The following is a 2,948-nucleotide window of genomic DNA, read 5'->3' as shown; positions in this document are numbered from 1 at the left end:
CGGAGGTGGACTTTGTTTTTGTAGCCGCGGTTTCTAACCGCCGGATATTAGAACCACCAAAGATGAGAAGTCGCCACTATAAATTATTTCTTTTGAATACCAGTATCCGGTGTTATTCTCATTTTTTTAACAACCTTAGGGCGTTTAAAAATCAAACAATTTTGGTCGTATTTAGAGTCGTGGCGGAGAGCCACAAGTTCCCACCCATCCTCCCCCAACTGATTAACAAATAGATGTAGAGAGCCTTGTTTCCAATCTCGCAGTTCCTCACCATTTACATATAAACTAATTAGCTTATTCCCAAAAGGATACATATTCGCATCCACAAATAAATAATCCCACTTCTTCATATAAATCCTTAATGTAGTTAGTAGTTATTAGTTATTTGTTATTGGTTATTTGTTGGTTCGTGGTTGTTAGGTATTGTTGGTGAATTGTGAGTTGCTACTAATGACAAATAACCAATAACCAATAACCACTAACAAATAACCAATAACAAATGTTTAGCAATTACTGCACAGCAATTCTAGCCAAAGCAGCACCCCGGTAATAGTGCAACAAAATCTGCTGGTAACCGTATCCCTGCCTGGCCAAATTGTAGGCTCCCCACTGACTCATCCCCACAGCATGACCAAAACCTTTACCATCAACTAAAAAACCCATAGGAGCTTGGTTGCTGTTCCTCACCAACCCGCCTGCGTACTGAGGAATCACAGTAAACCGGGTACTCCTCAAACTGAGAACCCGACGCAAATCTGCGCCCGTCATCACCCGAGAACCGCCATCTCCGACTACTTTCATCGACAAAACGCTGCCGTGAGCGGTAGTACGTTCTGGCTTCATCGAGATGATGTTACCCACGCCAGAAATCTTGTTGCTCATCTGATCCCGGGAAAAATTTTCTTTCCACTGGTAAACCGGTGCCCCTTGGTCGAAGTCAGGAACCGCCCGCAGGTAAGGCAGGGGTTCCGTCCAAACATCCTCGACATTTTCAGTATGTCCGCCAGAGGCAGAGTGGAAAACAGCTAAAATAATCTGACCGTTGTAAGTCAGAACTTGACCGGCGGTGGCATCCACTGCGGCATAAGTGCCCGAAGATTCTGTTTGCAGTCCTTTGTACACCTGCGAAGACTGAGTGTCGTCCACATCGTAAAGGTCGGTTTCGCTTTTGAGGCGCTTGTGGAGAGCGTAGGAACGGGCGGCGACTGCTTGGGCTTTCAAAGCCTCAATAGGCCAATTGCCACTCATTTCGGCGCCGAGAACGCTGTAGAGATACTGTTCGATATCGACGTAGTTGACGGCGGTCAAGGCTCCTTTTTCCGGAATTAGAAGCGTGCGTCCCCGATACCACCGATCGCCAATCCAAACATAACCGTTTCCGGTTGGCTCGATCCAAATTTGATTGGCAGCCCAGCGGCCAATTGCCACAGTTCCCGATCGAAATTGAGCTGACTGAGAACTGTTGGCGGGCAGTTCCCCCAAATTGCGCCCGCTACCGTCGCGGATTGCAGCCTTAGTAGAACTGCCGACTTTGATCTGACTCGTTCCGTCTTGTACCGCAACTCGCAAAATCAGCGCGGCCTGCGCTGGGGCTACCATTACCAGCCAAAACAACAGCCCCATCCAAAAGTAGCGTTTTTTTAATGTCGAAAGAACGGAAGTAAAGAACACTCCTGACTGCATTTGAAAATTTTCCTCCTGTGCTGTATGAGTTTGAGAATTTTTAAGAGTTGGGGAAGGTTCGGGAAAAAGGAAAGAGAACGGCAGAAAGAAAACGTTAGAATTGGGGGTGCATCTGGTTTTTGCAAATATATCTGTAGGGGCTATAGCATGACCTCCGTCAATATGGGATTATCACTAATAACTCATATACGGTCATGCTTCGCCCTCTTCAAAAACCAGATGCACCCAGAATTGGGTTTGGCACTTGGTGCGTCAAAAATGATTGGAGCGACTAGATGCTGGCAGCAACAGCGATTTATCCCGGTTCCTGCCTGCGAATATTTCCTTTCTGTCCGATTGGCCGCACCTGGATATTTGTAACATATTTTTTAAGATTTAATTGAGGTGATTTGACTCTTGCAGATTACATTTCTCGGAACTAGCTCCGGCGTCCCCACGCGATCGCGCAACGTATCCAGCATCGCCCTCCGCTTGCCCCAGCGAGCCGAACTCTGGCTGTTTGACTGCGGCGAAGGCACCCAGCACCAATTCCTCCGCAGCGACTTAAAAGTCAGCCAACTGAGCCGTATTTTCATCACTCACCTGCACGGCGACCACATTTTCGGCTTAATGGGATTGCTGGCTAGCTGCGGTTTGGCGGGGAATGTCAAGCGTATCGATCTTTACGGGCCTCCGGGACTGGAAGAATATTTGCAAGCAGGTGTTCGCTATTCTCAAACTCATTTTTCTTACCCGGTGAAGGTACACAAAAGTCACGAGGGAGTTGTTTATGAAGATGACGAATATATTGTTAGTTGCGCTCCTTTGAAACACCGAGTAACTGCTTTTGGTTATCGAGTAACTGAGAAAGACCGTCCGGGACATTTTGATGTAGAAAAAGCGAAGGCTGTGGGTATTCCTTCCGGGCCAGTTTACGGTGAATTAAAACAAGGAAAGACAGTCAAGTTATCGGACGGGCGACAGTTTAAAGGTAGTGATTTTTGCGGCCCGGATCAAGTGGGGCGGAAGTTTGTTTACTGTACCGATACGGTTTTTTGTGACAGCGCGGTGGACTTAGCGAAGGATGCCGATTTGTTGGTGCATGAAGCAACTTTTGCTCATCAAGATGCTCAAATGGCCTTCGATCGCCTGCATTCAACTTCGACGATGGCAGCTCAAGTTGCTTTGCTCGCTGGGGCGAAACAGTTAATCATGACGCATTTTAGCCCGCGCTACGCTCCCGGAAATGCGATCGTCCTAGATGATTTGCTCAAGGAAGCCCAGGC

At 47.5% G+C, this 2,948-nt stretch carries 3 protein-coding genes; 1 reads left to right on the top strand and 2 read right to left on the bottom strand.

What is annotated here, in order from left to right; genetic code table 11:
- Positions 1-83 precede the first annotated feature (83 nt).
- On the bottom strand, positions 84-350 hold the full coding sequence (locus QT974_RS31090) for a hypothetical protein (protein WP_333472230.1): 267 nt from the start codon (positions 348-350) through the stop codon (positions 84-86).
- Between the two features lie 160 nt (positions 351-510).
- Positions 511-1,683, bottom strand: coding sequence for a SpoIID/LytB domain-containing protein (locus tag QT974_RS31085; RefSeq protein ID WP_333472229.1), 1,173 nt, complete (start codon positions 1,681-1,683; stop codon positions 511-513).
- A 396-nt stretch (positions 1,684-2,079) separates the two neighbouring features.
- Here QT974_RS31085 and rnz point away from each other — a divergent pair.
- Positions 2,080-2,948: ribonuclease Z (gene rnz, locus QT974_RS31080; RefSeq protein WP_333472228.1), on the top strand; the 869-nt coding region annotated here is incomplete at its 3' end.

Source organism: Microcoleus sp. BM001215392 (assembly GCF_036700185.1).
Classification (GTDB): domain Bacteria; phylum Cyanobacteriota; class Cyanobacteriia; order Cyanobacteriales; family Microcoleaceae; genus Microcoleus.
The sequence above is the reverse complement of the archived record's forward strand: the minus strand, read 5'-3'. Positions and strand labels throughout refer to the sequence as shown.

Coding starts and splice junctions, on each gene's coding strand:
- QT974_RS31085 (WP_333472229.1), bottom strand. CDS start 1,683: ATGCAGTCAGGAGTGTTCTTTACTTCCGTTCTTTCGACATTAAAAAAA.
- QT974_RS31090 (WP_333472230.1), bottom strand. CDS start 350: ATGAAGAAGTGGGATTATTTATTTGTGGATGCGAATATGTATCCTTTT.